Here is a 26,266-nt window from a genome sequence, read left to right on the forward strand (position 1 = left end):
CCTTCGACAGCCTCAGCGTGAGAGATCGGTCGACGAGCCCCACCGCACGACGGGCGCATCGGCGGAGCGCATCGCGGTCCGTGCCGCACGCCCCTCGGCCCCCAGGACGAAGACGTCCCGAGCCCCGTCCAGAACACCCCCTGAGGGGTCGTCGTCACCGGCCTGCCGCACCACGTCCCGCTCCGGCAGCAGGATGTCGCGTACGACCACGGCACACAGGTACAGCGTTCCCAAGAGATGGACGGCGATGGCCAGTTGGTAGCCCTCGGTCGGCAGGCCCTTGTGGGCGTCTCCGCTCGTCGTGTACGCCAAGTACATCCAGATCCCGAGGAAGTACACGACCTCGCACGCCTGCCAGACCAGGAAGTCGCGCCAGCGCGGCCGGGCGAGCGAGGCGAGGGGAATCAGCCACAGGACGTACTGCGGCGAGTAGACCTTGTTGGTGAGGATGAAGGCCGCGACCACCAGGAAGGCGAGCTGCGCGAAGCGCGGGCGACGCGGTGCCATGAGGCCGAGCGCGCCGATGCCCAGGCAGGCGAGGAGCATCATCACTGCCGCCAGGGTGTTCACCGTGTCGGTGGTCAGCGGAGAGTCCATGCGCTGGGAGAGGATCAGCCAGAAGGACCCGAAGTCGACGCCGCGCTCCTGGCTGAACGTGTAGAACTTCGACCAGCCGTCGCTCGCGAGCAGCATCACCGGCAGGTTCACGAGCAGCCAGGCGCCCGCCGTCCCGAGCAGCGCGGTCCCGAACGCCCGCCATCTGCCCGCCCGCCAGCACAGGATGAGCAGCGGCCCGAGGATGAGCACGGGATACAGCTTGGCGGCCGTCGCGAGGCCGAGGAGCACACCGAAAGCCAGCGCACGCGCGCGTGCCCACATCAGCATCGCGGCGGCCGTGAGAGCCACGGCGAGGAGGTCCCAGTTGATGGTGGCCGTCAGCGCGAAGGCCGGGGCGAGAGCGACGAGCAGCGCGTCCCAGGGGCGGCGCCGATGGGTGCGCGCGACGCACACGGCGATGACCGCGGTGCAGGCCATCAGTATCCCGGCGTTGACCATCCAGTAGATCTTTTCCTGGTGCTGGATGGAGCCGCTGCCGGGAGTGACCCAGGAGGCCACTTCCATGAACACGCCGGTGAGGACCGGGTACTCGAGGTACTCCATGTCGCCGGGCAGCTTGTCGAAGTACGGCACGAGACCGTCGGCGAAGCCGCGTCCCTGGTAGAGGTGCGGGATGTCGGAGTAACACGCGTGCGTGTACTGCGAGCTCGCTCCGAAGAACCACGCGCCGTTGTAGCACGGCATTTTCTGGATCATTCCGAGTGCGAACATCCCGAGCGCGACGAGTGCGATGACGCGCACGGGAGTCCACCACGTCGCCGCGAACAGCACTCTCCGGCCGACCGGACCGCCGATCAGCTCGCTGCCGGCCCGGGCGACCTCGTCCTCCCTCGTGGGCCGTACCGGCTCCGGCTCCTGGCTCACAGGCTCGTACGCGCTCGTGCGCGGCGTCTCTGCGCTGGGGTCTGCACTGGGCATGCCCGCCATCCTGCCGTACGCGACTGAGAACACGGAGAGGGCCGCCGCACCCATCGGTGCGACGGCCCTCGTTTCACGTGAAACATCCCTGCGGGACCGGCTCAGCCCCTCGGGCCGGAGATGAAGCCACCGCCACCGTTCTGGTTGCCGTGGTTGGCTCCGCCACCGGCCGGGTCGTCCGTCGGCGGTGGCGACTCCCCACCGGAACCGCCGTCGACACCGCCGTCGGCGGCACCACCACCACCGTTCTCCTGACCGCCGTCCTCGTTGCAGTCCCAGTCCAGCGGATCACAGGACTCCTCGGGGTCCGGCGACTTCGTCGGAGGCTTCGAGGACTCGGACTCCGTGGGCGTCGGTGACGTCGTCTTCTCCGGCTCCTCCTCGGTCTCCGTCGGGGACGGCGGCGGGGGCGGAGTCTCGCCTACCACCTTGCCGATCGGCCCGGGCACCGGGAAGTTCTGCACGGGCTTGCCCTTGAGCGCCTGCTCCATGTAGTCCTGCCAGATCTGCGCGGGGAACGAGGCTCCGTGGATCTTCTTCTCGCCGCCCGTGCCGAACATCTCCAGGAACTTGCGCTTCTTGTTGGTCTCGTCGTCGTCGAGCCGGTACATGCTCACCGCCGTCGACAGCTGCGGGGTGTAGCCGACGAACCAGGCCGACTTGTTGCCGTCGGTCGTACCGGTCTTGCCGGCGACCTGACGGCCGGAGAGCTGGGCCGAGGTACCCGTGCCCTTGTCCACGACGGTGCGCAGCACGTCGGTGACGTTGTCGGCGACCTCCGCGTCGAAGGCCTGCTTGGTCTCCTTCTCGTGCCGGTAGACCGTGTCGCCCTCGTGCTCGACCTCCGTGACCGAGTACGGCTCGTTCTGCTTGCCGCTCGCCGCGAAGGTGGAGTACGCCCCGGCCATCCGGATGGCGCTCGGCGACGAGGTGCCGAGCGAGAAGGACGGGTAGGTGGCACCGGCCATGGAGCTGTCGTCCTTGAGGCCGGCGTCCATGGCGGCCTCCTTCACCTTCTCCAGGCCGACGTCCATGCCGAGCTGCACATAGGCCGAGTTGACCGACTCCCTCATCGCCTCACGGAGATCGATCTGGTAGCTGGGAGGGTTGTACGACTGGTTTCCGTCGTTCTTCTGGTTCCACTGCTTGCCGTCGCGGTCCGTCCAGACCTGCCCGTTGTACTTCTGGATCTTGAGCTCGTTCTTGCCGCTGTACAGGCTCTTCGGGTTGACGATGGTGCGCTCGATCTCGGACTGCTGCTCCGGGCCGTCGGGATTGCGCACGCCGTACTTGAAGGCGGCGGCCAGCACGAAGGGCTTGTAGGTCGAACCGACCTGGGCACCGGTCTGGTCCGCGTTGTTGGTGAAGTGCTTGGTCGCGTCCTCACCGCCGTAGATGGCCTTGATCGCGCCGTCCTTCGGGTCCACGGAGGCGCCGCCGAACTGGACGTGCGTGTCCTTCTCCGGACGCAGCTTCGGCTTGATCTTGTCCTTGCGGACCTTGTTCACCGCCTTCTCGAGCTCCTTGACCTTCGTCCTGTCGAAGGTCGTGTGGATCTCGTATCCACCCTGCTGGAGCTGCTCGGCGGTGATGTTGGTGTTCCTGATGACGTACGCCTTGGCCAGGTCCACGAGGTAACCGGTCTGGCCTGCCAGGTCCACGTTCGAGCGCGGGTTCTGCAGCTTGGGGAACGCCGTGTACTTGGCCCGCCGCTCCTCGGTCAGGTGGCCGTCCTTGACCTCCTCGTCGAGGATCCACTTCCAGCGCTTCTTGGCGCGGGCGGTGTTGTCGTCCTTGTTGGCGGCGGGGTCGATCTCGGGATAGCCGGCCGGGTCGTAGTACGTGGCGCCCTTGAGCACCGTCGCCAGGAGAGCGCACTGGCTGGGGTCCAGCTCGCTGGCTTCCTTGCCGAAGTACGCCCGCGCGGCGGCCTGGATGCCGTAGGCCCCACGCCCGTAATAGGCGGTGTTGAGGTAACCCGCCATGATGTCTTCCTTGGAGACCTGGCGGCCGACCTTTATGGAGATGAAGAGCTCTTTGAACTTCCTGCTGAACGTCTGCGACTGATCACCGAGGCGCGCGTTCTTCACGTACTGCTGGGTGATGGTCGAGCCACCCTGGGTCTGCCCGCCCTTGGCCATGTTGACCAGGGCACGTGCGATGCCCATCGGGTCGACGCCCTTGTCCTTCTCGAACGTCTTGTTCTCCGCCGACATGACGGCGAAGCGCATCTCCGCCGGGATGTCGTCGTAGTCGATGATCTGGCGGTTGCGCTCACCACCGGTCGCGACCATCTGCTTGCCGTCGGCCCAGTAGTAGACGTTGTTCTGGGCCTTGGCCGCCTTGTCGACCTCCGGCACCTGCACCAGGGCGTACGCGATGCCGGCGACGGCCATCAGGCTGCCGAGGAAGCCGATGAACATGCCGGTGACCAGACGCCACGACGGGACCCAGCGGCGGGCGCCGCTCTTGCCCGCGCGCGGGTAGTCGATGAACCGCTTCTTGCCCGGCGGCTCGGCGCCGCGGCCCCTGCCGCGCCCTGCCCCGCCCGAGCCACCGGCACCGCCACCGCCACGGCGGCCACCGCCGGCACCGCGCCCACCCCCGTCGGGCGCCCTGCGGCGGCTGCCACCCGTGCCGACGGAACCGCTGCGCTGCGCGGCACGCCGGGCCTCGGCGCGGCCGCCGTAGGGCCGGCCCCCCTCGTCGGGGGACCCGGAACCGGTCGCCCCATGGGAAGGACCGGACGCCCCATAAGAAGAAGAGGGCGCTCCGGTATCGCCCCGCGGGGCCGCGCGGCGGCCCGATGGCGCTCCTGGGGCGCCTCGCCTGGCCGCGGCGCGTCCGCCGCCCTGCGGCTGCGGCGGTTTGCGACGGTGCTCGCTCATCGAACGATTACTCCTCGGGCAGGCGCAGCTGTCCACGCCTGGAAACGGCGGCTGGTTTCCGGTCCCCCCGAAATGCGGATGCGTCCGTTCCGGAACCCACCCGCACTACACCGGGGACGACGACGCTCTCATGCGTCACTTGGTTCCCGGCGGCATGCATGGCGCACAGACTACGCACCGTCAAAACCCTCGTAGAGCCGAAGTTCACCCCAAAACAGGCAAGTTACTTCCTACGAATCGGTGATGTGACGCCGTTCACCGTGCCCCCTCTTGTCTCAACCGGATCGCCGTTCTATCGTCTCGATGTATCGAGTCGATACATCAGCTCGGCATAAAGGCCGTACTGAGGGACCGCTGAGGGACCGTGGCAGACGGGAGGCGAAGATGAGCAGGCGCTCCGGCATCCTGGAATTCGCCGTCCTCGGGCTGCTCAGAGAGTCCCCGATGCACGGCTATGAGCTGCGTAAACGCCTCAATACATCGCTGGGAGTGTTCCGCGCCTTCAGCTACGGGACGCTCTACCCCTGCCTCAAGACGCTGGTCGCCAACGGCTGGTTGATCGAGGAGTCGGGCGGCAGCTCCGAAGACGCCCTGGCGGCTCCGCTCGCGGGGCGTCGCGCCAAGATCGTCTATCGGTTGACGGCGGAAGGTAAGGAGCACTTCGAGGACCTGCTCTCGCAGACCGGCCCCGACGCGTACGAGGACGAGCACTTCGCCGCCCGCTTCGCCTTCTTCGGGCAGACCTCGCGAGATGTGCGGATGCGGGTGCTCGAGGGCCGCCGCAGCCGTCTCGAAGAGCGCTTGGAGAAGATGCGCGCCTCCCTGGCCCGTACCCGGGAGCGCCTGGACGACTACACGCTCGAACTTCAGCGGCACGGCATGGAGTCCGTGGAGCGCGAAGTGCGCTGGCTGAACGAGCTCATCGAGAGCGAGCGGGCGGGGCGGGACCAGCAACGGTCCGCCCCCGGCAGCTCCGCTCAGCAGAACAGCACATCTGGGGAGTCGACGGGCCTGCCCCGGCGGCGGGAGACCAACCCGCCGCCGGATCCGTCCGATGACCCCAATAAGTGAGACCCAGCGTTCCGCGGGGTTTCATCCCGAAATACCGAGATCACACAGGGAGCAACCGGAATGGGTTCGGTTCGCGTAGCCATCGTCGGCGTGGGCAACTGCGCCGCCTCGCTGGTCCAGGGCGTCGAGTACTACAAGGACGCCGACCCGGACACGAAGGTCCCGGGCCTGATGCACGTCCAGTTCGGCGAGTATCACGTCGGTGACGTCGAGTTCGTCGCCGCCTTCGACGTCGACGCGAAGAAGGTCGGCCTCGACCTCTCGGACGCCATCGGTGCCAGCGAGAACAACACCATCAAGATCTGCGACGTGCCGAACAAGGGCGTCACGGTTCAGCGTGGTCACACCCTCGACGGCCTGGGTCTGTACTACCGCCAGACCATCGAGGAGTCCGCCGAGGCCCCGGTCGACGTCGTCCAGATCCTCAAGGACCGCAAGGTCGACGTCCTCGTCTGCTACCTGCCGGTCGGTTCCGAGGACGCCGCGAAGTTCTACGCGCAGTGCGCCATCGACGCGAAGGTCGCGTTCGTCAACGCTCTGCCTGTCTTCATCGCGGGCACCAAGGAGTGGGCGGACAAGTTCACCGAGGCCGGCGTCCCGATCGTCGGTGACGACATCAAGTCGCAGGTCGGCGCCACCATCACGCACCGCGTCATGGCGAAGCTGTTCGAGGACCGCGGTGTCCGTCTCGAGCGCACCATGCAGCTGAACGTCGGCGGCAACATGGACTTCAAGAACATGTTGGAGCGCGACCGCCTCGAGTCGAAGAAGATCTCGAAGACGCAGGCCGTCACCTCGCAGATCCCCGACCGCGAGCTGGGCGAGAAGAACGTCCACATCGGCCCGTCGGACTACGTCGCGTGGCTCGACGACCGCAAGTGGGCATACGTCCGCCTCGAGGGCCGCGCCTTCGGTGACGTCCCGCTGAACCTGGAGTACAAGCTCGAGGTCTGGGACTCCCCGAACTCGGCGGGTGTCATCATCGACGCCCTGCGCGCCGCGAAGATTGCCAAGGACCGCGGCATCGGCGGCCCGATCCTCTCCGCGTCGTCGTACTTCATGAAGTCCCCGCCGGTCCAGTACTTCGACGACGAGGCCTACGACAACGTCGAGAAGTTCATCAAGGGTGAGGTCGAGCGCTAAACAGCTCTCTCCTTGTCGCTTGTCGAGGGTCCCCGGGCATTCCGCCCGGGGACCCTCCTCGTATGTGAGGCTTAGCCCCATGGCTGTCGTCGGTGACCTGCGGATACTGCTGCGACTGCGGGACTTCCGACGACTCCTCGCCGTACGGCTGATCTCTCAGGGCGCAGACGGCGTCTATCAGGTCGCCCTCGCCACCTACGTCGTCTTCTCCCCGGAGAAGCAGGCCTCACCTGGAGCGATCGCCTCCGCCATGGCGGTGCTGCTCCTTCCCTACTCACTGATCGGCCCGTTCGCAGGCGTCCTCCTCGACCGCTGGCAGCGCCGCCAGGTCTTCCTGTACGGCAATCTCCTGCGGGCCGCCCTGGCGTCCGTGACCGCCGTGCTGATGCTGAGCGACGTCGCCGACTGGCTCTTCTACGTCTCCGCCCTCTGCGTCACCGCCGTGAACCGCTTCGTCCTGGCCGGGCTCTCGGCCGCGCTGCCGCGAGTGGTCGACGCCGACCGCCTGGTCATCGCGAACTCGCTCTCCCCGACCGCGGGGACGCTCGCCGCGACTCTCGGTGGCGGGCTCGCCTTCGTCGTACGCCTGGTGGGGCCTGACTCGGACGCGGCGGTGGTGCTTCTCGGGGCCGTTCTCTACCTCTGCGCGGCCCTCGCCTCGCTGCGCATGGCCCGTGCACTGCTCGGCCCGGACCCCGACCTGGTGCAGCCACGGCTCGTGGCGGCCGTCGCGGGTACGGCGCGCGGGCTGCGGTCGGGGGTACGGCATCTGCTGCAACGTCCCGCGGCCGCCCGCGCGCTGGCCGCGATGACGGTGCTGCGGTTCTGCTACGGCGCGCTGACGGTCATGGTCCTGATGCTCTGCCGGTACGCCTGGTCGTCGACGGAGTCCGACGGGCTCGCACTGCTCGGCCTGGCCGTGGGGTTCTCCGGCGCGGGGTTCTTCGTGGCGGCCCTGGTGACGCCCGCGGCGGTGGGACGGCTGGGGGCGGGTGGCTGGATCGTGGCCTGCGCGGGAGCGGCGGCGGTCCTCGAACCGGCCCTCGGCCTCACCTTCGCGCCCGTCCCGCTCCTCATCGCCGCCTTCGTCCTCGGCCTGACGACCCAGGGCGCGAAGATCGCCACGGACACGGTGGTGCAGTCCGCGGTGGCCGACGGCTTCCGAGGCCGGATCTTCTCCCTCTACGACGTCCTGTTCAACGTCGCGTTCGTCGGCGCGGCGGGAGTGGCCGCGCTGGTGCTGCCGCCTGACGGGCGGTCGGTTCCGCTGGTCGTCGGCGTGGCCCTGCTCTACGCAGCAATTGCTGGCGCTATGGCCCGTTTTGACGCGCAATAAGTGTCACATCAATGCCACAGAGCCCCTCTGGGCTTCAGAGATACCACCTCACCCGGATAACTTACGGGCGTCGTATTCGCGCCATCGCGCTCTCGTTCGAGGGGGACCCCCAAAGTGACCACACCGCCGCCCCAGGGCCAGGCTCCGTACCCGCCCCAGGGCCAGAACCCCTATGGCCAGCAGGCCCCGGCGGTCCCCTATCCGCCCCAGCAGGGTCAGCCCGGCGCGACGCAGCCGTACACGCCCTACAACCAGGGTGGACCCGTTCCCCCGGCGCCGGCTGCTCCCCGCGGGCGCGGCAAGAAGCTGCTCCTGCGCATCGGCGGCTTCGCTCTGGTCGCGATCCTCATAGCCGTCGGCAAGTGGTACCTCGGCAAGAGCGACGCGGAGTCCGCCGCGGTCGGCAGCTGCATGCACAACGAAGGCACGCAGTTCTCGCCGGAGCTCAAGGAGGTCGACTGCTCCTCGAGCGACTCCGAGTTCAAGGTCGTCGAGAAGTTCGACGGCACCAGCGACAGCACCAAGTGCGAGGCCGTCAAGACCTCCGAGATCGCCTACTACCAGCAGGGCAAGGGCCACGACGTCGTGCTCTGCCTGAAGAAGGCCTAGTAACAGACCGCCGAGGGGCGTTGTTTCACGGTTTCACGTGAAACAACGCCCCTCGGCGTATGCGCGGTGCGGGCTCGCGGATGTTTCACGTGAAACCGTGAAGCACCCGCCGACCCGTCTCAGACCTGCGACCCGTCTCAGTCCTGCGCGGCCCACCACTCCTTGAGCGCCGCAGCCGCCGCCTCCCGCTCCATCGGCCCGTTCTCCAAGCGCAGCTCCAGCAGGAACTTGTAGGCCTTGCCGATCACCGGGCCCGGGCCCACGTCCAGGATCTCCATGATGGCGTTGCCGTCGAGGTCGGGGCGGATGGAGTCCAGCTCCTCCTGCTCCTGGAGGCGGGCGATGCGCTCCTCCAGGCCGTCGTACGCACGCGACAGGGCGTTCGCCTTGCGCTTGTTGCGTGTCGTGCAGTCCGAGCGGGTCAGCTTGTGCAGGCGTTCCAGGAGCGGGCCCGCGTCGCGTACGTAGCGGCGTACGGCCGAGTCCGTCCACTCTCCGGTGCCGTAGCCGTGGAAGCGCAGGTGGAGCTCGACCAGGCGTGAGACGTCCTTCACGAGCTCGTTGGAGTACTTGAGCGCGGTCATCCGCTTCTTGACCATCTTGGCGCCGACCACCTCGTGGTGGTGGAAGGAGACGCGGCCGTCACTCTCGAAGCGCCGTGTCCGCGGCTTGCCGATGTCGTGCAGCAACGCAGCGAGCCGCAGCGTCAGGTCGGGGCCGTCCGTCTCCAGGGCCATCGCCTGCTCGAGGACGATCAGCGAGTGGTCGTACACGTCCTTGTGGCGGTGGTGCTCGTCCCGCTCCAGACGCAGCGCCGGCAGCTCGGGCAGGACCCGCTCGGCGAGGCCCGTCTCCACGAGGAGGGCGAGGCCCTTGCGCGGGTGTGCGGAGAGGATCAGTTTGTTCAATTCGTCGCGGACCCGCTCCGCGGAGACGATGTCGATGCGCTCGGCCATCGCCTTCATCGCGGCGACGACGTCCGGCGCCACCTCGAAGTCCAGCTGAGCGGCGAACCGTGCGGCCCGCAGCATGCGCAGCGGGTCGTCCGAGAAGGACTCCTCGGGGGTGCCGGGGGTGCGCAGGACACGCTCCGCCAGGTCCTCGAGACCACCGTGCGGGTCGACGAACTCCTTCTCGGGGAGCGCCACGGCCATCGCGTTCACCGTGAAGTCACGGCGCACGAGGTCTTCCTCGATGGAGTCGCCGTAGGACACCTCGGGCTTGCGCGAGGTCCTGTCGTACGCCTCCGAGCGGTACGTCGTGACCTCGACCTGGAAGCTCAGATCGGCGTCTCCGACGCGGGCGTCCTTCTGGCTGCCGACCGTGCCGAAGGCGATCCCGACCTCCCACACCGCGTCGGCCCACGGCCGGACGATCTTCAGTACGTCCTCGGGGCGGGCGTCGGTCGTGAAGTCCAGGTCGTTGCCGAGCCGGCCCAGAAGGGCGTCCCTGACCGAACCGCCGACCAAGGCGAGGGAGAACCCGGCCTCCTGGAAACGGCGGGCGAGGTCGTCCGCGACCGGGGACACACGGAGCAGTTCGCTGACCGCGCGGCGCTGCACCTGGCTCAGTGCGCTGGGGTTCTCTTCATTGGCGTTCGGCACAACAGAAAAGGGTACGTGCCCCGGGCGCCCGCGGCCGACCCGATTCCCGCCCGGCCCCACAGGGCTCGTACCGCCGCTTCCGCCCGCCTCCTGACATGGAGCGGTGCGCTTCTGATCACTTGGAGCGGCCCGCTTCTGATCACGTGGAGCAGTCCGCGGCACTTCGCCACAGCGCGCATCGTTACCATGCGTGGACGCACAACCGACGACCACTGACGACGAGGGACGGGCGAACGCGTGGCCGAGGCGGCAGACTTCCCGGGGACAAGCCCCTCACCTGCCCGCCGGTGGCTGCGGCGCACCGCAGCACTGCTGGTGGGTACCCCATTGCTGGCCGGCCTCCTGCAGGCCCCGGCAGGGCCCGTGGCGCAGGCCGCCGCGCCGGGCACACCGGCAGGCACGGCCGTGCAGAGCGCCAAGGCCGACGCCACCGGCTCTCGTACCGTCGACGTGTCCCTGGACTCGCTCACTCCCACCGCTCCCGGCGAGGGCGACACCCTCACCGTTTCGGGCACCGTCACCAACAACGGCAGGCAGACGGTGACCGGCGCCCAGGTCGGCCTGCGCGTCGGCACTCCGCTCAACAGCCGCAGCGCCATCGACAGCGCGGCGAAGCGCACGGGCTTCCAGCCGGGGGCCGAGGGCAGGGAGATCGGCGGGAAGTACGTCGAGAAGATCTCCAGGCTCGCACCGGGGGTGCGGCAGGACTTCAGCATCTCCGTACCGGTGAAGGCACTGTCCCTCGGCACCCACGGCGTGTACCAGCTGGGTGTCGCCCTCACCGGGCAGAGCGCCGCCCAGCCCTACCCCCAGGTGCTCGGCATCGAGCGCACTTTCCTGCCGTGGCAGCCCGACGCCGCCGGCACAAAGACGAAGACCACGTATCTGTGGCCGCTCACCACCTCCACCCACCTCACGGCGAAGACCGGGTCCGACGACCAGCAGACGCCCGTCTTCAAGAACGACGACCTGGCCGACGAGCTCGCCCCGGGCGGTCGCCTGGAGCAGCTCCTGTCCCTCGGCAGCCGCCATGACGTCACGTGGGTCATCGATCCGGACCTGCTCGCCTCGGTCGAGGCCATGACGAAGAGCTACCGGATCGAGAACCCCGACGGGAAGACGAGCAGGGCGGGCAAGCACCAGTCCGTCGCCAATCAGTGGCTCAACGACCTCCAGGCCGCCGTCAAGGGCAAGAAGGTCGTCGCGCTGCCCTTCGCCGACCCCGACCTCGCGTCCCTCGCCCACACCGGCAAGGCGGTCGGTGGCTCTCTCGGGCACCTCAAGGAAGCCACCGAGGTCGGCGCCAGCACGGTGAAGACGATCCTTCAGGTGAAGCCCACCACGGACTTCGCGTGGCCCGCCGACGGGGCGGTCGATCCGTCGATCGTCGACGTCGCCACGTCCGCGGGCGCTCATACGGTGATCGCCCGCAGCGACAGCCTTCGTGAGACCGGCGGCCTGTCGTACTCGCCGACCGCGGCCCGGCCCATCGGCGGCGGCACGACTGCCGTGGTGGCCGACTCCCGCCTCTCCACCGCTTTCCAGGGCGACATGACGGACGCCGGGAACTCCACGCTCGCCGTCCAGGAGTTCCTCGCCCAGAGCCTCATGATCAACCTGCAGGACCCGGACAACCAGCGGAGCATCGTCGTCGCGCCGCAGCGCATGCCCTCCGTCAGCCAGGCCCAGGCCATGGAGAAGGCGCTGAGCGCCCTCTCCGACGGAAAGTGGTCGCAGTCCGAGAGTCTGACCGCCGCCGCCAAGGCCAAGCCGGACCCGCAGGCGACCACCCAGGTGCCGTCGGCCGGGTCGTATCCCGCCTCGCTGCGCAAGCAGGAGCTGCCGCGCAAGTCCTTCGCGACCATCCAGGCCACCCAGAGTCAGCTGGAGAGCTTCCAGGTCATCCTCACCGAGAAGGACCGCGTGGTGACCCCCTTCGGGCGGGCCATAGACCGGGGGATGTCGACCTCCTGGCGGGGTCACGCGGTGGAGGCGACGGCCTACCAGGACAGCGTCAAGAGCTACCTGAGGAATCTCACCAAGCAGGTGAGCCTGATCAGGAGGTCCGACGCGAAGCTGTCCGGCCGCAGCGCCACCATCCCCGTATCGGTGCAGAACAACCTCGTGCAGGGCGTCGACCATCTCGTTCTGCGGTTGTACTCGCAGAACCCCACACGCCTGAAGATCGGCGGCGGGCAGTTCGAAGAGAAGCCGATCAAGATCGCGGGCGGCCACTCCCAGTCCGTGAAGTTCACGACCACCGCCAACGCCAACGGCCCCGTCCCGGTGTACGCGCGTCTCTACACGGAGGACGGCAAGCCCTACGGAGACGTCGTGCGCTTCGACGTCAACGTCACCGAGGTCACCCTCACCGTGATGCTCGTCATCGCGGGCGGTCTCCTACTGCTCGTGCTCGCCGGGTTCCGGATGTACACCCAGCGCAAGCGGGCGGCCCGCAAGCAGGCCCAGGAAGGCCCGGGCCAGGATCCCGAGCAGGAGTCGGGTGAAGACCCGGAGGCGGGCCCCGACGGCGAGTCCGGCAGCGGACCCGCGGCGGCCGACCCCGAGCAGCCGAGTGACCCGACGCCGGACACCGCTCCCGAAAGCACCGGCCCGTCGGGCACGGGTGAGAGAGTGGACCGTTGAGCGATGTCGTGGCCGGTGGGCCCGGGGACGATGAGGTGGGGTAACCATGAACGCGCCGTACGACGGTGACCGTGGCCAGGGCGCGGGCGGTTCCGCCTCGTCCGAAGGCCCGCCGCCCGGCTCCCCCGAGCACGGGCAGGTGCCGCCGCAGCCGGCGCCGGACGTGTATCTCCAGGACGCCTACGACCAGGACCCCTACCGGGCGCAGGACCTCTCGGCCCAGGACCCGGTGACCGAGGCGCTCTACGACCGCGCGGCGCATCCCCCGCCACCGCCCGGCACCTATCAGCAGCAGCCGCTCTACGCCCAGCCGCCCACCCCGGAGCACGCCCCCGACCCGCGCGTGTGGGCCCAGCCCCCGGCCCCCGAGCCGGAGGGGCCGACCCGGCATCTCCCTTACGGCGACGACGCCCGCACGACGCAGTTCGTGGGCGTCGACGACCTGGTCACCCAGGCCGGCGAGGAGTACCACGAGCCGGACGCCTTCGCTCACCTCTTCCGCGACCAGCAGGCCAGTGGCTACGGCGGTCAGCAGGGCGCCTACCAGCAGGACGAGTACCAGCAGAGCGGCTATCAGCAGGGCGGCTACCAACAAGGCCAGTACCCGCAGGGCGAGTACCCCCAGGGCCAGCACCCGCAGGGCGAGTACCAGCAAGGCGGCTATCAGCAGAGCGGCTACCAACAGGGCGCCGGCTACCCCCAGGGAAACGCCTACCAACAGGGCCACGGCTATCAGCAGGGGGACGACTACCAGCAGGGCAACGGCTACCAGCAGCCCGTCGACGGGGGTTACCCGCCCGCCGCCGAGCAGCCGCTCGTACCGGGCCCGGCAGCCGCTCCCGCACCCGCACCCGCTCCCGCCCAGGCGGCCGCGCCGGCGCCCGCCGCCAAGTCCGGCGGCCGCGCGGCGAGCCTGCTGAAGTCCAGCGCGCTCATGGCCGCGGGCACCCTGGTCTCGCGGCTCACCGGCTTCATCCGCTCCGCCCTGATCGTCTCGGCGCTCGGCGTCGGTCTGCTCGGCGACACGTTCCAGGTCGTCTACCAGATCCCCACGATGATCTACATCCTCACCGTGGGCGGCGGCCTCAACTCGGTGTTCGTGCCGCAGCTGGTGCGCTCCATGAAGGAGGACGAGGACGGCGGCGAGGCGTACGCCAACCGCCTGCTGACCCTCGTCACGGTGGCGCTCGCCGCGCTCACCGTCCTCGGCATCGTGCTGGCCCCGCAACTCGTGCGGGTGATGTCGGTACCGGTCGCCGACAATGCGGCGGCGACCGACGTCGGCACCACCCTGCTGCGCTACTTCCTGCCCTCGATCTTCTTCATGGGCATCCACGTGGTGATGGGCCAGATCCTCAACGTCCGCGGGAAATTCGGCGCGATGATGTGGACGCCGGTCCTCAACAACATCGTCATCATCGCCACGCTCGGCATGTTCATCTGGGTCTACGGCACGGCCGAGACGTCCGGCATGAACGTCAGGAGCATCCCGCCGGAGGCCGAGCGCCTCCTCGGCTTCGGTGTCCTGCTCGGTCTCGTCGTGCAGGCCCTGGCGATGATCCCGTACCTGCGGGAGACCGGCTTCAAGCTGCGTCCGCGCTTCGACTGGAAGGGCCAGGGCCTGGGCAAGGCCGCCAAGCTCGCCAAGTGGACCATCCTGTTCGTGCTGGCGAACCAGGCCGGCGCCCTCGTCGTCACCCAGCTGGCCACCGCAGCCACGGTCGACCTTCCCTCGACGAGCGGCATCGGTTTCTCCGCCTACGCCAACGCCCAGCTCATCTGGGGGCTCCCGCAGGCCATCATCACGGTCTCCCTGATGGCGGCCCTGCTGCCGAGGCTGTCCCGCTCCGCGAACGACGGTGACACCGGCTCCGTCCGTGACGACATCTCCCAGGGACTGCGCACGACGGCTGTCGCGATCGTGCCGATCGCCTTCGGGTTCGTCGCGCTCGGCATCCCGATGTGCACCCTGATCTTCGGCTCCTCGGGCAGCCCGCAGGCCACCAACATGGGCTTCATGCTGATGGCGTTCGGCCTCGGCCTGATCCCCTACTCCGTGCAGTACGTCGTGCTGCGTGCCTTCTACGCCTACGAGGACACGCGGACGCCGTTCTACAACACGGTCATCGTCGCCGCCGTGAACGCCGCCGCCTCCGCGGCCTGCTACTTCGTTCTGCCGACCCGCTGGGCCGTCACCGGCATGGCGGCCGTCTACGGCCTCGCGTACGCCATCGGCGTGGGCGTCGCATGGCGGCGGCTGCGGAAGCGGCTCGGCGGCGACCTGGACGGCTCTCGCGTCCTGCGTACGTATGCCAGGCTCGGTATCGCCTCGCTGCCCGCGGCGCTCCTCGGCGGCGGTGCCGCGTACGCGATCACGCAGGCCCTCGGACAGGGAGTGGTCGGTTCGCTGGCCGCACTGGTCGCGGGCGGTGTCGTCCTGCTCGGTGTCTACTTCGTCGCCGCGAAGCGCATGCGTATCGAGGAGCTCAACTCCATGGTCGGCATGGTCCGCGGCCGTCTCGGTCGGTGAGATCGGCAGGCTCGCACAACCATCGTCGGCGACCGTGTGTCGTGCATAGCGCCGGACTGTGGGCACAATTGGCTTTGGCGTCCGACGAAGCGCAATGGATGGGGAGGCAGGAACGACGGTGGCAGAACGGAGCACGGCTGCCGTCGACGTGGCAGACAACAGCGGTGACGAGCCGCTGACCGCCAAGGCGGAGCAGCCCACGGCCGACGGGGAGGCCCAGACCCGGGAGCGGGACACGGCAGCAGACGAAGAGGCGGCGGAGACAGACAGGTCCACGAGCCCGAGGGCGTCCTCACCCCCAGAACTGCACAGTGGCCACAAGCTCGCCAGACGCTATCGGCTCGAAGAGTGCGTCACCCGTCTGGACGGTTTCAGCAGTTGGCGTGCGGTCGACGAGAAGCTGCGCCGGGCTGTCGGCGTGCACCTCCTGCCCGCCGACCATCCGCGGGCCCGCTCGGTCCTCGCGGCGGCCCGTTCGTCGGCGCTGCTCGGCGACCCGCGCTTCGTACAGGTACTGGACGCCGTCGAGGAGAACGAACTCGTCTACGTCGTCCACGAGTGGCTCCCGGACGCCACGGAGCTCACCGCGGTCCTCGCCGCGAGCCCGCTCGAGGCACACGACGCCTACCAGCTCGTCAGCCAGGTCTCCCAGGCCATGGCCGCCGCGCACCGTGAGGGCCTCGCGCATCTGCGGCTCACTCCGAGCGCCGTGCTGCGCACCTCCACGGGCCAGTACCGCATCCGCGGCCTCGCCGTGAACGCCGCGCTGCGCGGCATCAGCTCCGAGACCCCGCAGCGCACGGACACGGAGGCGATCGGCGCTCTCCTGTACGCCGCCCTGACCCAGCGCTGGCCGTACGAGGACGACGCGTACGGCCTCTCCGGACTGCCCAAGGGCGTCGGGCTCATCGCCCCCGACCAGGTGCGCGCCGGCGTCCACCGGGGCCTGTCGGAGCTCGCCATGCGCGCGCTCGTCAACGACGGCGCGACCGCTTCACGCCAGGAACCTCCGTGCACCACGCCGGAGGAACTGGTGAAGGCCATCGGTGAGATGCCCCGCATCCGCCCGCCGGAGCCCGCGTTCACCGCACCGCCCGAGTACCAGCGCACCACGTACCAGCAGGGCACCTACGGCCGCCCCGCGGCACACCCCGGGATCACTCAGCCCGTGCCCACCCCGCCGCCCCCGCTGCAGAGCCGTACCGGCAGGGTCCTCAAGTGGGGCGTCTCCGCGCTGCTCATCGCCGCGCTCGGCCTCGGCAGCTGGCAGCTGGCGGACGCCCTGATGGAGCGCGAGAAGTCCAGCGACCCGGGCAAGACGAACACCACGACGGGCGGCGACAAGGGACAGCCCAAGCCCAAGAAGCCGATCAGTATCAAGCACGGCCAGGAGCTCGTCCTGGAGGGTTACGCCCAGGACCCGGAGAACGTCACCCGTACCTTCGACAAGAACAGTGCCTCGCTCTGGCGCACGAAGACCTTCAAGGAGGGGCCGCCGCTCGCCCCGTACAAGCCGGGTGTCGGTATCGTCTACGACCTCGGCTCGGAGCAAGAGGTCTCCGAGGCGTCCGTATCCCTTCTGTACGGCGGCGACCGCACCACGGTCTCGCTGTACGCCACGGATTCGCTGTCGCCCTCGACGGACATCAAGTCCATGAAGAAGATCGGCACCGCCACCACGTCCGGCACCACCGCGAAGATCAAGGCCAAGAAGGCCGTGAAGTCGCAGTACGTGCTCCTCTGGGTGACCGAGGTCCCGTACTCCGGCGTCGACGGGTACATCGGGGCGGGGTACAAGCAAGCCATCAAGGACGTGCAGCTCAAGGGCTGAGGGATCGGCCCGCCACAGCTCACTGGGGGAGGGGGTTCGACGGTGGACAGTGCCGCGCACGGTGACCTGAGCGATCAGGACCTCCTCGCCGCTCATGTCGCCGGCGACAAGGACGCCTTCGGCGTGCTGGTGCGGCGCCACCGCGACCGGCTGTGGGCCGTCGCGCTGCGCACGCTCGGGGACCGCGAGGAGGCCGCTGACGCGGTGCAGGACGCCTTGGTCTCCGCCTACCGCGCGGCGCACACGTTCCGGGGCCAGTCCGCCGTGACGACGTGGCTGCACCGCATCACCGTGAACGCCTGCCTCGACAGGGCGCGCAAGGCCGCCTCGCGCAAGACCTCGCCGATCGACGACACCGAGCGCCTCGAGCAGCTCCTGGAGCCGGAGGAGTCGGCTGCGGCTCCGGTCGAGCGGGGCGACCTCCACCGGGAGCTCCTGGAGGCCCTCGGCACCCTCCCTCACGACCAGCGCGCCGCTCTCGTACTGGTCGACATGCAGGGCTACCCCGTGGCCGAGGCCGCCCGCGTCCTCGACATCCCCACGGGCACGGTCAAGAGCCGCTGCGCGCGCGGCAGAGCCAGACTCTTGCCACTGCTCACTCATCTGCGTGCGGGGCCGCCTCCACGCGACGAGAACGGCGGCGCCGAAGAGGGGAGCGAGAAGCCCGGCTCGGGAAGGAACCGGACGCAGGGGGCATCCGTCCCACCGGCAGCAGGGCCACGCGACACAGGACCAAGCGATTCAGCTGCCGTGAAGGGCGGAGGTGGGCGAGCGTGACAACCGCGACCGACTCGGCGGGCGGGCACCCGGACGTCGCCGAGATCTCCGATCTGACCGAAGGCCTGCTCCCCCCTGCACGCACGAGCGACGTGCGACGGCACCTGGACAGCTGCGAGCTCTGTGCCGACGTCTACGCCTCTCTGGAGGAGATCCGAAGCATGCTCGGCACGCTGCCGGGCCCGCCGCGCATGCCCGACGATGTCGCCGGACGCATCGACGCGGCACTGGCCGCCGAAGCGCTGCTGGACTCCACCAGCCCCGAAGGCCTTTCTTCCGAGGACCCGGTGTCCGAGCCCGTGGCCGTCGCTGCTTCTTCGTCCCCTTCCCAGTCGGCGCCCGCCGCCGCGCATGTTTCACGTGAAACAACGCCCACTTCCACCCGGCCCGGAGCCGGAGACCGCCCCTCAGGACATTCCCGTGCGGCCACCGGTCCGGGGCGCGGCAGCCGCCTGCGTCCCACACGTCGACGCACCGCCGTGCTCGGCGCCGTCTTCACCGCGGCCGCCATCGGCCTCGGCACCCTGCTGATCCAGACCATGGGCGGCGACTCCGGAGGCACGGCCGGAACGCCTCCGGAGCGGCGGGACACGGCGAACTCCTTCTCCGAAGGAAAGCTCGAAGGCCGCGTCGCGGATCTCCTCAAGAAGAACTCCGTCAAGGAGACCGGGGAGATCGACACCCGCTCCAGCCCGCAGTCCCCCAAGAAGCCCGCCCCGCTGCGAGCGGCCCAGGTGCCGGACTGCATCCAGCGCGGCATCGGGGCCAAGACACCACTCGCCGCCGAAGAGGGCTCGTACGAGGGCAAGCGTGCCTACCTCGTCGTGGTGCCCCATGACTCGGACAGCAACAAGGTGTCCGCGTACGTCGTCGACGCCGCCTGCGTGGGCAAGTCCTCGCCCACCGCGGGCAAGGTCCTCGCGACACACGCCTACCCGCAGAGCTGACACCGCGGCCGACCGTCTTGTGGCCCATGGCACTCCTCGTCCTGACACACTTCCGTGCGCTCGGACACGTCCGGGAATGCAAGCCCCGTAGGATCCGTTGGGTGGGGTGAGAGTCCTGAGACAGGCACCCGCCAGCAGTACGCAGCAGTCCCCAGAGACGAGGAATCAAGCCGTGACCGACGTCCGTAACGTGATCATCATCGGCTCCGGGCCCGCCGGCTACACGGCGGCGCTCTACACCGCGCGCGCGTCGCTGAAGCCGCTGGTGTTCGAGGGCGCCGTCACCGCCGGCGGTGCGCTGATGAACACCACCGAGGTGGAGAACTTCCCCGGCTTCCAGGACGGTGTCATGGGCCCCGAGCTCATGGACAACATGCGGGCCCAGGCCGAGCGCTTCGGCGCCGAGCTCGTGCCCGACGACATCGTCGCCGTCGACCTCACCGGTGAGATCAAGACCGTGACGGACACCGCCGGCACCGTGCACCGCGCGAAGACCGTCATCGTCACCACCGGCTCCCAGCACCGCAAGCTCGGCCTGCCGAACGAGGACGCCCTCTCCGGACGCGGCGTCTCCTGGTGCGCCACCTGCGACGGGTTCTTCTTCAAGGACCAGGACATCGCCGTGATCGGCGGCGGTGACACCGCGATGGAGGAGGCCACCTTCCTCTCGCGCTTCGCCAAGTCCGTGACGATCGTGCACCGCCGCGACACCCTCCGCGCCTCCAAGGCGATGCAGGAGCGTGCCTTCGCCGACCCGAAGATCAAGTTCATCTGGGACAGCGAGATCGCCGAGATCAAGGGCGAGCAGAAGCTCTCCGGTCTGACGCTCCGCAACCTGAAGACGGGCGAGACGTCCGAGCTGCCGGTGACGGGCCTGTTCATCGCGATCGGCCACGACCCGCGCACGGAGCTCTTCAAGGGTCAGCTGCAGCTGGACGACGAGGGCTACCTGAAGGTCGACGCGCCCTCGACCCGGACGAACCTGACCGGTGTCTTCGGCGCCGGTGACGTGGTCGACCACACCTACCGTCAGGCGATCACCGCGGCTGGTACCGGCTGCTCCGCCGCTCTCGACGCCGAGCGCTTCCTGGCGGCGCTGTCCGACGCCGAGGCCCCTGAGCCCGAGAAGACGCCGATCGCCAGCGTCTGATCTTCACTCCACCCCGCACCACCCCGAGAAAAGAGGAGCCCGCAGTGGCCGGCAACCTGGAAAACGTGACGGACGCCTCCTTCGAGGAAGACGTCCTCAAGAGCGACAAGCCCGTGTTGGTGGACTTCTGGGCCGCCTGGTGCGGCCCGTGCCGTCAGATCGCCCCCTCCCTGGAGGCGATCGCCGCTGAGCACGGCGACAAGATCAAGATCGTCAAGCTCAACATCGACGAGAACCCCGGCACGGCCGCCAAGTACGGCGTCATGTCGATCCCGACCCTGAACGTCTACCAGGGCGGCGAGGTCGCCAAGACCATCGTCGGCGCCAAGCCGAAGGCGGCCATCGAGAGGGATCTGGCGGACTTCATCGCCGAGTAGTCGGTGGCGATGTTTCACGTGAAACACGAATGGACCAGTCCCCGCGGGGCTGGTCCATTCGCCTTTCAGCGGCCGGATCCTCGGCGATGTCGCATCACGCGACGGCTGTCCCCTCAAGCTCGACCAGCTGGCCCGGGATCGCCAGCCGAACCACTCCGAGCATGGTGGTGGTCGGTGCCACCGCGGCGGCTCCCAGCCGCCCTGCCAGTACGCCGTAATGCTGGAAGAGCAGGTCGACGTCGGTCGTGTAGACGTTGAGCCGGACGAGGTTCGCGAGAGACATGCCAGCCTCGCCGAGCACCGCCTCCAGGTTGTCGACGCTCAGCGCCAACTGTGCCGCCATGTCGCCCTCATGCTGGGGCTTGCCTTCGCCACTCATCGCGGTCTGCCCCGAGATGAACAGCGTCCGAGTGTGCCCGAAGACGGCTTCCCCCTGGTTGAACCCCATCTCGACCGACCACGTCACCGGGTTGATCGCCGTTCGTTCCATTGCCACGGCAACTCCATTCGCATCACGGGAGTACGTACGGCCATCGGCTCGTCAGCCGTCGGCTTCGACGTCGTGCCACAGAGCCTCGCAACAATTCATGACACCCTCAGTCACGTATTTCGATAACGTTCCCGCATGCGCGCCGACCGGTTGGTCTCGCTGGTGCTGCTGCTGCGTCAGCGAGGTCGGCTGACCGCGGACACGCTCGCCCGCGAGCTGGAGGTATCCACCCGCACTGTGCTGCGCGACATCGAGGCGCTGTCCACGGCCGGCGTCCCGGTCTACGCCGAGCGCGGTCGGCACGGCGGTTTCGCTCTGTCACCCGGCTTCCGGACCGAGCTCACCGGTCTCAACCACGATGAGGCCCTTGCCTTGCTGACGGCCGGTTCGGGGCGCGGTGAGCAGGTGTTCGGCCTCAGCTCGGCGCTCGCCTCGGCCATGCGGAAGGTGGTCGACGCACTGCCCGAAGGCCACCGGACCGCTGCGAGTGACGCGGCCCAGCGCTTCCTCGTGGACCCCGAGACCGACCTGCTCTCACGGCGGCTGGTCTCCGAGGAGGTGGCCGGCAGCACGATGATCCAGGTTCGGCGTGCGGTGCTCGCAGGGCGCAAGCTGCGCATCCAGTACGCGGCCACCGGCCAGGCGCCCCAGTGGCGCACGGTGGACCCGATCGGCCTGGTCACCGTTCGCGACCGGGCCTATCTGCTGGCCACGAGATCCGGCGCGGACCGCACCTACCGGCTGTCACGGATCTCGGCCGCCGAGGAGCTCCCCGAAACCGCACAGCGACCGGAGCAGGTCGACCTGGACCGGATCTGGCGAGACCGTTCTGCCCGGTTCCTCGCCGACAGCGACCACGTCACCGTGCTGGTGCGGGTGCACCCAGCCCGGCACGACGAGTTGGTGGACACCGCACTGGCCATCCGCGCGGAAGAACCCGAAGCGGACGGCTGGCTGCGGCTGAGGGTGACCTACCAGGACGCACGTCACGCCGAATGGGCGCTGTGGCAGGCCGGCGCGGACGCGGAAGCCCTGGCCCCCGAGTCGTTGCGCACGACCTTGCGCGAGCGGGCCGCCGCGATGGCCACGCACTACGGGACGCCTGCCTGACGTTCTCGGTTCACAGTGGCCGGAGCACGGGCTCCTTCTGCACCGCTCCCAGCAGCCGGTCGAGGGCCAGCTCGACGTCTTCCTTCCAGGAGAGCGTCGTTCGCAGTTCGAGCCTCAGCCGCGGATAGGAGGGGTGTGGGCGGACCGTCTTGAAGCCCACGGCCAGCAGATGATCCGCGGGCAGCACGCACGCCGGCTTCTCCCACCGCGCGTCCCCGAAGGCCTCGATCGCCTTGAACCCTCTGCGCAGCAGATCCTTCGCGACGGTCTGCACGATCACCCGCCCGAGCCCCTGACCTTGGTAGCCGGGCATGATCGACGCTGTCATCAGCTGAACGGCATCCGGCGACACGGGGCTCGTGGGGAACGCCGTGGAGCGGGGGACGTACGCCGGAGGCGCGTAGAGCACGAAGCCCACCGGTACGTCGTCCACGTAGACGACACGACCGCAGGAGCCCCACTCCAGGAGGACGGCGGAGATCCACGCCTCCTTCTCCAGGTCCGGAGTTCCTGCCTTTACCGCCGCTTCGCCACTGACCGGGTCCAGCTCCCAGAAGACGCAGGTCCGGCAACGCTCGGGAAGGTCCGGGAGGTTGTCCAGTGTGAGCGGTACGAGCCGACGCCCCATGAAGGCGGTTCCTCACTTCCATCGGCCGCCGCACTGCGGGCGGCTGTGAGCGCGCTGCGTTCCCTGAGCAGGCTGCCGACGAAGCCGCCGACCGCTCCCAGCCCGAGGCCCGCTGTCATCAGTCCGGTGCGGCTCATCGATCGCATGGCCCCCGCCTCCCCAATGAGGTGCCGTCAGGTGGATGCGCCATACCTGAACGCATCGTATCCACGATGAGATTGCATCGAAACCGCCAGAAAGCAAAGAGCGGGCCGTGTTCCGGTACAGACCGGACACGGCCCGCTTTCGCGGCGCTGCTGCCTCTGCGGGTCAGGCCTTGTCGCCCTCGGCGGCCTCGTCCGAATCGTCTTCGGCCAGCCCGTTCTTCAGGACCGGGCCCTCGCCCGGAGCCAGCGTGCTGAGGATGCGCTCCAGGTCCTCGAGAGAGGCGAAGTCAACGACGATCTTCCCCTTCTTCTGGCCCAGGTCCACCCTCACCCTGGTCTCGAACCGGTCGGAGAGCCGGGTGGCGAGGGTGCTCAGCGCCGGCGACAGCCGGGCACCGGCACGCGGCCCCTTCGCCTTCGGAGCGCGCTGCGGCCGCGACCCCATGAGGGTCACGATCTCCTCGACGGCACGCACCGAGAGCCCCTCGGCCACGATCCGGTGGGCGAGCCGGTCCTGCTCCTCCGAGTCCTCGACGGAAAGCAGCGCTCGGGCGTGCCCCGCGGAGAGAATTCCGGCCGCGACCCGGTTCTGCACCGTCGGCGAAAGCTTCAGCAGACGCAGGGTGTTGGAGACCTGCGGGCGGGACCGGCCGATGCGGTCCGCCAGCTGGTCGTGCGTGCAGTTGAAGTCCTTGAGCAGCTGGTCGTAAGCGGCGGCCTCTTCCAGCGGGTTCAGCTGGGCGCGGTGCAGGTTCTCCAGCAACGCGTCCAGGAGGAGCTTCTCGTCATCCGTGGCCCGCACGATGGCGGGGATGCGCTCCAGGCCCGCCTCCCGGCAGGCCCGCCAGCGCCGCTCGCCCATGATGAGCTCGTAGCGCGCGGGGCCCAGCTGCCGTACGACGACCGGCTGGAGAAGGCCGACCTCCTTGATGGAGGTCACCAGCTCGGCGAGAGCGTCCTCATCGAAGACCACTCGCGGCTGCTGCGGGTTGGGGGAGATGGAGTCGAGCGGCAGCTCGGCGAAGTACGCGCCGGCCACTGACTGGCTCTCCGGCGTCTCCGCGGCTTGCTGCGGCTGCTCCACTGTTTCACGTGAAACAGAGCTCTGCGGGAGTGCCGTCACCTTCGCGGCCGCCACCCCTCGCTCGGCCGTCAGCACCGGCACCGCCGAGGGAGACGTGGAGGCTCCACTCGCACTCTGCGGGGCCTGCTTCTCCGTCGGGGCTGCAGGGATCAAGGCACCGAGGCCTCGCCCCAGTCCTCTGCGTCGCTCACTCACTGCATCCCCTCCGTCATGCTGTGCTGGTCGTTCTGAGCGCCCATGTGGGCGTGCTGGACGTCGTAGCGCACTCCGACTCCGCGCAGCGCGATCTCGCGTGCTGCTTCGAAGTACGAGAGGGCGCCGCTCGATCCTGGATCGTAGGTGAGCACCGTCTGGCCGTAGCTCGGGGCCTCGGAGATACGGACCGACCGCGGGATGCTCGTCCGCAGGACCTCGTCGCCGAAGTGGTTGCGCACCTCGTCCGCCACCTGCGAGGCGAGCCGGGTCCTGCCGTCGTACATGGTGAGCAGGATCGTCGACACATGCAGGTTCGGGTTGAGGTGCCCCCGCACCAGGTCGACGTTGCGCAGGAGCTGGCCGAGCCCTTCCAGTGCGTAGTACTCGCACTGGATGGGGATCAGCACCTCCGCGCCGGCCACCATGGCGTTGACCGTCAGCAGGCCCAGCGACGGCGGGCAGTCGATGAGGATGTAGTCCAGCGGCTGCTCGTACGCCTGGATCGCCCTCTGCAGTCGGCTCTCCCGTGCGACAAGCGACACGAGCTCGATCTCCGCACCGGCGAGATCGATGGTGGCCGGGGCGCAGAAGAGACCCTCGACATCGGGCACCGGCTGAACGACCCCGGCGAGCGGCTTGCTCTCGACCAGTACGTCGTAGATGGACGGCACTTCGGCGTGGTGGTCGATACCGAGAGCTGTAGAGGCGTTGCCCTGCGGGTCGAGGTCGATCACCAGGACGCGGGCGCCATGCAGGGCGAGCGAGGCGGCGAGATTGACGGTGGTCGTCGTCTTTCCTACCCCGCCCTTCTGGTTGGCGACCACCATGACGCGGGTCTGCTCGGGGCGGGGCAGGCCCTCGCCTGCGCGGCCGAGTGCTTCCACCGCCAGTTGGGCAGCGCGACCAATGGGTGTGTCGTCCATCGGAGGCGGTGTTTCACGTGAAACATCCTCCCCCGCCGATTCGGTACGGGGACCGGGGACCGGATCGGTCATCGGTCCCGCGATGTTGGCGTCGGACCGCAACGATTCACTCTCCTCGACATCAGGCTCGCAGTGAACAGAGCCTCCCATGCTTTCAGGGTCGTGAACCAGCGAGGCCCGGTCTTCTGTGGATGAATCCACCTCTGTGGACAACTCCGTGCCCTTATCGAGGGAACCGAGTGGTCGACGGTCGCGAGGTTCCGCAGCGCGGCCGCGATTGATGATGCCATGCAGCAGTGAGCGACGTTTCACGTGAAACACGATGCACGGAAGCCGGGGTGCCGCTGGTGCGACACCCCGGTATGCGTACGTTTGACAGCTTTTGTGGAGTACGGCTCGTCGTCAGGACGGATCAATGACGGCACGAACAAGGGGCAGCACAGTTCAGTGACCGCTGGCCGCGAAGGCTCAGCGGCGACGGCGCGTGCGGCCGGTGCGAGCGGCCTTGGCCCGCTTCGCCGCGAAGCGCACACCGCCGGGGCTCTCCCCGACCTCGACCCGTACGACGGTGGACAGCGGGTCCACCACTCCCTCACCGACGTGCAGCACAGAGGTGTCCACGGCGCCGAGCTTGCTCAGGGCGGCGCCTGCCGCCTTGACCTCTTCCTCGGCGGTGTCTCCCTTGAGGAGCAGCATCTCCCCGTACGGACGCAGCAGCGGGACGCCCCAGGCCGCCAGGCGGTCCAGCGGTGCCACGGCCCGCGCGGTCACCACGTGGACGGGAGGGAGCTTGCCGAGCACTTCCTCGGCCCGGCCTCGCACGACCGTCACATGGTCGAGACCGAGCAGCTCGACGACTTCGGTGAGGAAGTTCGTGCGCCGCAGCAACGGCTCGAGGAGCGTGATCTTCAGGTCCGGCCGGACAAGGGCCAGCGGGATGCCCGGCAGCCCGGCACCGGAGCCGACATCGCACACCGTGACGCCCTCGGGCACGACCTCGGACAGAACGGCGCAGTTCAGCAGGTGCCGCTCCCACAGCCGCGGCACTTCGCGAGGACCGATCAGGCCGCGCTGGACCCCCGCGTCGGCCAGCAGTTCCGCGTAGCGGACCGCGTCCGAGAAGCGATCACCGAATACCGTCCGGGCTTCTTCCGGCGCCGGGGGGAGCTCCGCTGCCTCCGTCACGGGGACCGTCCTTCCGTACCGCACTGGGGTTGCTGTCTGTCGGGGGCTGTCTATCAGGCT

General features: G+C 68.9%; 20 protein-coding genes. 12 read left to right on the top strand and 8 right to left on the bottom strand.

All coding sequences use genetic code 11. The features are described from left to right. Window positions 1–12 precede the first annotated feature (12 nt). Both ACZ56E_RS27210 and ACZ56E_RS27215 read right to left on the bottom strand, forming a co-directional pair. Window positions 13–1,536 carry a glycosyltransferase family 87 protein gene (locus ACZ56E_RS27210; protein ID WP_471218109.1) on the bottom strand — a complete coding sequence of 508 codons (1,524 nt, stop codon included), beginning with the start codon at window positions 1,534–1,536 and terminating at the stop codon, window positions 13–15. 101 nt (window positions 1,537–1,637) lie between these two features. After that, complete coding sequence (locus ACZ56E_RS27215) at window positions 1,638–4,424, bottom strand: transglycosylase domain-containing protein (RefSeq protein WP_471218111.1); 2,787 nt, start codon at window positions 4,422–4,424, stop codon at window positions 1,638–1,640. A 384-nt stretch (window positions 4,425–4,808) separates the two neighbouring features. Between ACZ56E_RS27215 and ACZ56E_RS27220 the strand changes: the two genes are divergently transcribed. The 4 genes from ACZ56E_RS27220 (at window position 4,809) to ACZ56E_RS27235 (ending at window position 8,583) form a co-directional block, all read left to right on the top strand. Further along, window positions 4,809–5,495 (top strand): PadR family transcriptional regulator, encoded by a 687-nt coding sequence (locus ACZ56E_RS27220; protein ID WP_398301818.1) that lies wholly within the window; start codon window positions 4,809–4,811, stop codon window positions 5,493–5,495. Between the two features lie 60 nt (window positions 5,496–5,555). Further along, window positions 5,556–6,638, top strand: a complete 1,083-nt coding sequence (locus tag ACZ56E_RS27225; protein WP_471218113.1) for an inositol-3-phosphate synthase — start codon at window positions 5,556–5,558, stop codon at window positions 6,636–6,638. Window positions 6,639–6,717: 79 nt separating this feature from the next. After that, on the top strand, window positions 6,718–7,974 hold the full coding sequence (locus ACZ56E_RS27230; RefSeq protein ID WP_471218115.1) for an MFS transporter: 1,257 nt from the start codon (window positions 6,718–6,720) through the stop codon (window positions 7,972–7,974). A gap of 114 nt (window positions 7,975–8,088) precedes the next feature. Further along, window positions 8,089–8,583, top strand: coding sequence for an LppU/SCO3897 family protein (locus ACZ56E_RS27235; protein WP_471218117.1), 495 nt, complete (start codon window positions 8,089–8,091; stop codon window positions 8,581–8,583). A 137-nt stretch (window positions 8,584–8,720) separates the two neighbouring features. Here ACZ56E_RS27235 and ACZ56E_RS27240 read toward each other — a convergent pair whose 3' ends face one another. Next, complete coding sequence (locus ACZ56E_RS27240; RefSeq protein ID WP_471218119.1) at window positions 8,721–10,187, bottom strand: CCA tRNA nucleotidyltransferase; 1,467 nt, start codon at window positions 10,185–10,187, stop codon at window positions 8,721–8,723. Between the two features lie 237 nt (window positions 10,188–10,424). Between ACZ56E_RS27240 and ACZ56E_RS27245 the strand changes: the two genes are divergently transcribed. The 7 genes from ACZ56E_RS27245 (at window position 10,425) to trxA (ending at window position 20,445) form a co-directional block, all read left to right on the top strand. Next, window positions 10,425–12,833, top strand: a complete 2,409-nt coding sequence (locus ACZ56E_RS27245; protein WP_471218121.1) for a DUF6049 family protein — start codon at window positions 10,425–10,427, stop codon at window positions 12,831–12,833. Between the two features lie 46 nt (window positions 12,834–12,879). Continuing rightward, window positions 12,880–15,363 (top strand): murein biosynthesis integral membrane protein MurJ, encoded by a 2,484-nt coding sequence (gene murJ, locus ACZ56E_RS27250; protein WP_471218123.1) that lies wholly within the window; start codon window positions 12,880–12,882, stop codon window positions 15,361–15,363. Window positions 15,364–15,481: 118 nt separating this feature from the next. Beyond that, window positions 15,482–17,194 (top strand): protein kinase family protein, encoded by a 1,713-nt coding sequence (locus tag ACZ56E_RS27255; protein WP_471218124.1) that lies wholly within the window; start codon window positions 15,482–15,484, stop codon window positions 17,192–17,194. Between the two features lie 42 nt (window positions 17,195–17,236). Further along, window positions 17,237–17,971 carry an RNA polymerase sigma factor SigM gene (gene sigM, locus ACZ56E_RS27260; protein WP_471218126.1) on the top strand — a complete coding sequence of 245 codons (735 nt, stop codon included), beginning with the start codon at window positions 17,237–17,239 and terminating at the stop codon, window positions 17,969–17,971. Beyond that, window positions 17,968–18,918, top strand: a complete 951-nt coding sequence (locus tag ACZ56E_RS27265; RefSeq protein WP_471218128.1) for an anti-sigma factor family protein — start codon at window positions 17,968–17,970, stop codon at window positions 18,916–18,918. The genes sigM and ACZ56E_RS27265 overlap by 4 nt, the downstream gene beginning before the upstream one ends. 172 nt (window positions 18,919–19,090) lie before the next feature. Continuing rightward, complete coding sequence (gene trxB / locus ACZ56E_RS27270) at window positions 19,091–20,068, top strand: thioredoxin-disulfide reductase (RefSeq protein WP_471218130.1); 978 nt, start codon at window positions 19,091–19,093, stop codon at window positions 20,066–20,068. Window positions 20,069–20,112: 44 nt separating this feature from the next. After that, the gene (trxA, locus tag ACZ56E_RS27275) at window positions 20,113–20,445 is read left to right on the top strand and encodes a thioredoxin (RefSeq protein WP_471218132.1); all 333 of its coding nucleotides are present in this window, start codon (window positions 20,113–20,115) and stop codon (window positions 20,443–20,445) included. Window positions 20,446–20,539: 94 nt separating this feature from the next. Here trxA and ACZ56E_RS27280 read toward each other — a convergent pair whose 3' ends face one another. Continuing rightward, window positions 20,540–20,935, bottom strand: coding sequence for a RidA family protein (locus ACZ56E_RS27280; RefSeq protein ID WP_471218395.1), 396 nt, complete (start codon window positions 20,933–20,935; stop codon window positions 20,540–20,542). 135 nt (window positions 20,936–21,070) lie between these two features. Between ACZ56E_RS27280 and ACZ56E_RS27285 the strand changes: the two genes are divergently transcribed. Then, on the top strand, window positions 21,071–22,045 hold the full coding sequence (locus ACZ56E_RS27285) for a helix-turn-helix transcriptional regulator (RefSeq protein ID WP_471218134.1): 975 nt from the start codon (window positions 21,071–21,073) through the stop codon (window positions 22,043–22,045). A gap of 10 nt (window positions 22,046–22,055) precedes the next feature. On the opposite strand, the gene ACZ56E_RS27290 is transcribed toward ACZ56E_RS27285, so the two are convergent. The 4 genes from ACZ56E_RS27290 to rsmG form a co-directional block, all read right to left on the bottom strand. Next, window positions 22,056–22,673 carry a GNAT family N-acetyltransferase gene (locus tag ACZ56E_RS27290; RefSeq protein ID WP_468607269.1) on the bottom strand — a complete coding sequence of 206 codons (618 nt, stop codon included), beginning with the start codon at window positions 22,671–22,673 and terminating at the stop codon, window positions 22,056–22,058. Between the two features lie 309 nt (window positions 22,674–22,982). After that, window positions 22,983–24,098, bottom strand: a complete 1,116-nt coding sequence (locus ACZ56E_RS27295) for a ParB/RepB/Spo0J family partition protein (RefSeq protein ID WP_471218136.1) — start codon at window positions 24,096–24,098, stop codon at window positions 22,983–22,985. Continuing rightward, window positions 24,095–25,171 carry a ParA family protein gene (locus ACZ56E_RS27300; RefSeq protein WP_468607273.1) on the bottom strand — a complete coding sequence of 359 codons (1,077 nt, stop codon included), beginning with the start codon at window positions 25,169–25,171 and terminating at the stop codon, window positions 24,095–24,097. Before ACZ56E_RS27300 ends, ACZ56E_RS27295 begins: the two co-directional genes overlap by 4 nt. Window positions 25,172–25,489: 318 nt before the next feature. After that, the gene (gene rsmG, locus ACZ56E_RS27305) at window positions 25,490–26,206 is read right to left on the bottom strand and encodes a 16S rRNA (guanine(527)-N(7))-methyltransferase RsmG (protein ID WP_362988243.1); all 717 of its coding nucleotides are present in this window, start codon (window positions 26,204–26,206) and stop codon (window positions 25,490–25,492) included. Window positions 26,207–26,266: the final 60 nt, after the last annotated feature.

The organism is Streptomyces sp. NPDC039480, from assembly GCF_055597165.1.